Origin of the sequence: Mesotoga infera, assembly GCA_011045915.1 — a bacterium.
Lineage (GTDB): Bacteria > Thermotogota > Thermotogae > Petrotogales > Kosmotogaceae > Mesotoga > Mesotoga infera_D.
Genome location: DSBT01000060.1, coordinates 1 through 4266 on the forward strand (window position 1 = coordinate 1; position 4266 = coordinate 4266).

5 protein-coding genes are annotated in these 4266 nt (G+C 44.7%); 4 read left to right on the forward strand and 1 reads right to left on the reverse strand.

The features are described 5' to 3' along the window. Positions 1–491: alpha-amylase (locus tag ENN47_01965; GenBank protein ID HDP76953.1), on the reverse strand; the 491-nt coding region annotated here is incomplete at its 3' end. Between the two features lie 141 nt (positions 492–632). Between ENN47_01965 and ENN47_01970 the strand changes: the two genes are divergently transcribed. The 4 genes from ENN47_01970 (at position 633) to ENN47_01985 (ending at position 4043) form a co-directional block, all read left to right on the forward strand. Beyond that, positions 633–1682: a PilT/PilU family type 4a pilus ATPase gene (locus ENN47_01970; GenBank protein ID HDP76954.1), complete on the forward strand. Its 1050-nt coding sequence runs from the start codon at positions 633–635 to the stop codon at positions 1680–1682. Continuing rightward, positions 1682–2764, forward strand: coding sequence for a peptide chain release factor 1 (locus tag ENN47_01975; GenBank protein HDP76955.1), 1083 nt, complete (start codon positions 1682–1684; stop codon positions 2762–2764). The genes ENN47_01970 and ENN47_01975 overlap by 1 nt, the downstream gene beginning before the upstream one ends. Positions 2765–2793: 29 nt before the next feature. Continuing rightward, the gene (locus ENN47_01980; GenBank protein ID HDP76956.1) at positions 2794–3288 is read left to right on the forward strand and encodes an aminoacyl-tRNA deacylase; all 495 of its coding nucleotides are present in this window, start codon (positions 2794–2796) and stop codon (positions 3286–3288) included. 245 nt (positions 3289–3533) lie between these two features. After that, positions 3534–4043 (forward strand): zinc ribbon domain-containing protein, encoded by a 510-nt coding sequence (locus ENN47_01985; GenBank protein ID HDP76957.1) that lies wholly within the window; start codon positions 3534–3536, stop codon positions 4041–4043. Positions 4044–4266 lie beyond the last annotated feature (223 nt).

Sequence of the window (4266 nt, forward strand, 5' to 3'; positions counted from 1 at the left end):
TGCCAAAGAGAAGGGGATTCATAATTGAGATCGGGGCTTCCCGGTCCAAACAATGTGTAAGCCAACTGGCCTGAGTAGTCAGTCCATACCTTTTCTCCGTCCCAGTGTCTTCTTGCCTTTAACCATTCTTCGTTTTTGAGAAAGAGATACCAATCTCTGTAAGGTTTATCACCGTCGAGCGCTTTCAGAAACCATTCGTGGTTTGGAGAAGTATGATTTATTGGAAGATCGAGTATCACCTTCAGGCCTAGTTTATGCGCAGAAGACAGAAAACTCCTTAGTTCCTTCAGATTTCCATAGATTGGATTCACATTGAAGAAGTCGGTAACGCTATAGCCGTGATAAGATGGAGACTGAAGAATAGGCAGCAGCCATATTCCTTCGATGCCGAGGTTTGCAAGATAATCCAGTTTTCTTTCGGCTCCGATAAGATCCCCTATCCCATCTCCATTGCCGTCGAAGAATGATCTTAGATAAAGTTCGTAAAACATTCAAATCCCTCCCGAATTGATCAGCAAAATAATCAGACTGATCTACGAGAATAATCACTATCTCTAGAATCTTACATCTTATCATAGTTATCGAATGACGCAGTGTGTTAAAATCTTGTCTGTTCTGGGAGGTGCGGTCATATGTTAATTATGGAAATCCTGAGCAAGGGTGAACAGATGAATGCGAGCGATTTACACTTGACATCCGGAAGGAATGTTATGTACAGGGTTGACGGAGAGTTGATTCAGGACAAGTTGTTGACCGATACAATAATGATGAAGAAGATTACTACGGAGCTTCAAGAGATATCTGAGGTGAAGCTTCAGGACTCAGATAGCAAGGAAATAGACTTCTCTTTCGGATTTAGTTCTTCAAGAGTAAGAGGGAATTACTTCTATTCCAACAAGCTCCCGGTTATTGCTTTGAGATTGATTCCAAAGACAATCAAGACGCTTGATGATCTCGGTTATCCAGCACTGTTCAAAGATTTCTGTAAGCCAGATAAGGGGTTGGTGTTAGTAGCAGGTCCTACAGGAAGCGGCAAATCGACTACTCTCGCTGCAATGCTTGAGAACATAAATCGTACAAGGCATGTTCACCTGATCACAATAGAGGATCCGGTAGAGTATGTTTTTGAGCCGAAGAATGCCTTGATACACCAGAGAGAGCTTGGATCAGACACAAAATCCTTTTACAATGGATTGAAATATGCTCTCAGACAGGACCCGGATGTAATACTTGTCGGCGAAATGAGAGACAGTGAAACTATGGAACTGGCTATGACAGCTGCCGAGACTGGTCATCTTGTCTTTTCAACTATTCATACGAATTCGGCCGCAACGACTCCTGAAAGGATAGTCGGTGTCTTCCCGCCTCATCAGCAGAATCAGATAGCCATGCAGCTTGCAAATACCCTTCTGGCAGTAGTCTATCAGAGGCTCTTGAGAAGAAGAGACGGCAAAGGAAGAATTGCGGTTCTCGAGATTCTAGTTGTTAATCAGGCGATCAGGAACCTTATCAGGGAGCAGAAATTCCACCAGATAGAGTCTATGATGCAAGCCGGAATAAAATTCGGGATGGTCACCTTTGATGATGCGCTAATGGATGCATTCAAGAAGGGAATTATTGATAAGGATCAGCTGCAGGACTATGCAAGAGATGCGAACGCAATGGTCAGGAGGGCCTTTTGATGGATCTAGGTAAGATAATGGAAGTCTTCAAGGAACGCTTCAAAGAAGTCGAGAAGGAGCTTTCCAAGCCCGAAGTTGCATCAGACCCGGAAAAGCTCATGGAATATGGCAAGAAGCATTCGGAACTCTCCGAGATCATTAATCTCTACGGTGAGATCAGTTTAATGAAAAGTGAGCTTGAGGAGTGGCACGAAATGAAGGCTTCTTCAGATGAAAGCGAGCTTGAGGAAATTGATAAAGCAGTTTCCGATCTTGAAAGCAACATTTCCAGGCAGGAGCTCAATCTTAAGGGACTTTTAGTTCCCGATCTTTCCGATGAAAGAAACATAATAATCGAAATAAGGGCAGGTACCGGCGGTGAGGAGGCTGCGTTGTTCGCCGCGGATCTATTTCGTATGTACAACAGATATGCCGAGCGAAACAACTGGAAATCAGAGATTATCGATTCGAATGAGACGGATATCGGAGGACTAAAGGAAATGATCTTCCAGATAAGGGGGAGGAGTGTTTTCAGCAAGCTGAAATACGAAAGCGGGGTCCACAGAGTTCAGAGAGTTCCCTCAACCGAATCAGGCGGAAGGATCCACACTTCTACGGCAACAGTAGCTGTACTTCCTGAAGCAAGCGAAACCGAAGTGAAGATAGATCCGACCGATCTCAGGATAGACACATACAGAGCTTCTGGTGCTGGTGGCCAACACGTTAACAAGACTGATTCAGCGGTCAGGATAGTCCATGAACCGACGGGAATTGTTGTCGCTGTCCAGAAGGAGAGATCTCAGCACCAGAATAAGGCAAGAGCTCTTGAGATTTTGCGTGCCAGGCTCTACGAAATGTATAGTTCGAAGGCCGAAAATGAGATAACTGAGACCAGAAGGACACAGATCGGCACAGGGGAAAGGAGTGAGAAGATAAGAACCTACAACTATCCTCAGAACAGAGTAACTGATCACAGGATAAATTTCACGAGCTACAGACTCCTGTACATAATGGACGGAGATCTCGACGAACTTGTTACTGAGCTTTCTGCAGCAGATATCAACAAGCGCTTGGAACTACTACATAGAAAGCTTATCGGTTAGAAAATGCGACCCTCCGATCGGAGATATCCATGAAAGGCAAAAAAACTCGCAGAACGAACGCGACAAGAATTTTGGACGGCCTTGGAATCAAATACGAAGTTCTGGAATACGAAGTCGATGAGAACGATCTCGGTGCAGAGAATGTCGCGTTGAAACTGGGATTATCTGTGTCGCAAACGGTGAAAACTATCGTCTTGAAGGGTGACAGAAGTGGTGTTTTTGTCTGTTGCTTGAGGGGACACAGAGAGATAGACATGAAAAAACTCCCTGAAGTTACCGGAGACAGAAATATCGAGACTGTTCCTGCGGAACGACTCCTGTCACTTACGGGTTATGTGAGAGGCGGAGTCTCTCCTCTCGGAATGAAGAAGAACTTGAGAATACTTATCGACAGCGATGTAGTGAATGAAGACAGTGTTTCTATGAGTGCCGGTAAGCGAGGTCTTCAATTATGGTTAAGACCGTCGGAACTTGTTTACGCAACTGAAGGTGAGGTGGCCTCCTTTTCAAAAGAGAAGCGCTAGGAAACTCATACACTTTTTAGGAAAGCTCTTTCAACTCCTCAGAAAAATCACGAGAACCGTAATTACTCCAAAAAAAAGAGCCAAGAGCAATAGCACGGTGGAAATCTCCATAATTTTCGCTCCCTTCCGAATTTCTGTCAATCAATTCTACAATTTCCCGTTCGACTCGCAAAAGGGATTGTGCTAGATATGAGTTGAACGAATAGAATTGCATTGTACAATAGAATTGAAAGGACGGTGATAAAATGTACAGCCGCTCTAATGATTCAGTTAAGACAATAATCAAGTTAGTAGGTGTAATAGTCTACGCGGTTGGTATAGGTTTGATCATATTTAGCTTTGCGGAAATCTTTCTGGCACCGTATTTAAGCATAGTATTCGGAAGTGTCTTTGTATTCGTAGTGCTGGGTTTCATCGCTACAACACTGGGTAGAATGCTAATCAATGTGGCAAAAACGAAGAGTTTCTCCGGTCCCGTAAGTGAGCAGGAACCTGTTAGCACGCGTGAAGTGCAGGAAGACATGACCTATGACTACACTTTTGTTTCCGATAGAGAGGCAAGAATACAGAAGACAAAAAGTAAAAGTTATTCCAGGTGCCCGGAATGCGGCGCGGAGAATGAGGACAAAGCAAGCAAGTGTTCAAATTGCGGCTCTTCTCTTGTCGGTTACAAGAAGTGCAGCCTCTGCTACATGCTGAATAAGAAGGAGAATCGCTTCTGCAAGAACTGTGGACACGACTTCAATCTTGACTGAGCTAGAAGTATTCGAGATGCATGGCAGAAGATCCGCTGTGCAACTGGAAGTCTGACGTTGTACGCAATTGAGAAAACGGAGAAAGAGCGTTGTCGAGAGTTTCGCTGCGAGAATAGGAGAAGAAAAGCCAGTCTGCTGGCGCAGGCCAGTCGCACTTCGTGCGGCCAGTCACGCTACGCGTGGCCAGTTCCGCTTCGCGGGCTAAGAGCCACTAATCTCTGAA

Coding starts and splice junctions, on each gene's coding strand:
- ENN47_01970 (HDP76954.1), top strand. CDS start 633: ATGTTAATTATGGAAATCCTGAGCAAGGGTGAACAGATGAATGCGAGC.
- ENN47_01975 (HDP76955.1), top strand. CDS start 1,682: ATGGATCTAGGTAAGATAATGGAAGTCTTCAAGGAACGCTTCAAAGAA.
- ENN47_01980 (HDP76956.1), top strand. CDS start 2,794: ATGAAAGGCAAAAAAACTCGCAGAACGAACGCGACAAGAATTTTGGAC.
- ENN47_01985 (HDP76957.1), top strand. CDS start 3,534: ATGTACAGCCGCTCTAATGATTCAGTTAAGACAATAATCAAGTTAGTA.